The sequence below is a fragment of the Methylobacterium sp. CCH5-D2 genome, from assembly GCF_001556475.1.
Taxonomy (GTDB): domain Bacteria; phylum Pseudomonadota; class Alphaproteobacteria; order Rhizobiales; family Beijerinckiaceae; genus Methylobacterium; species Methylobacterium hispanicum.
Map to the genome: position 1 here is coordinate 1 of NZ_LSIX01000139.1, position 310 is coordinate 310.

At 76.5% G+C, this 310-nt stretch carries 1 protein-coding gene; it reads left to right on the forward strand.

Translation table 11 applies throughout. The features are described 5' to 3' along the window. Positions 1-137 precede the first annotated feature (137 nt). The coding region (locus AX737_RS03170; protein ID WP_245293388.1) for a cytochrome c biogenesis protein CcdA at positions 138-310 on the forward strand (173 nt) is incomplete at its 3' end.

A 310-nucleotide genomic window follows, 5' to 3' on the forward strand; every position in this document is an offset into this window, starting at 1 on the left:
GGGGTGCGGCGGCACGCAAGCCGCCGGGGCCCGGCGGGACCGAGGCGGAGCGCCAGCGCCCCCGCAAGACCTTCGCCGCGGCGGGGGACGGGCGGGAGTGACGAGCCTGCCTTCATCCCTGCGCCGGGCCTGAGACCATGGCCATCGACGCCTCAAGCGTGGGCTTCGTGGCGGCCTTCGCGGCCGGCGCCGTGTCGTTCCTGTCGCCCTGCGTGCTGCCCCTCGTCCCGGGCTACGTGTCCTACGTCGCGGGCCAGTCGGCTGCCGGCGGGCGCGACAGCCTGCGCACGCTCGGCCTGAGCCTCTGCTT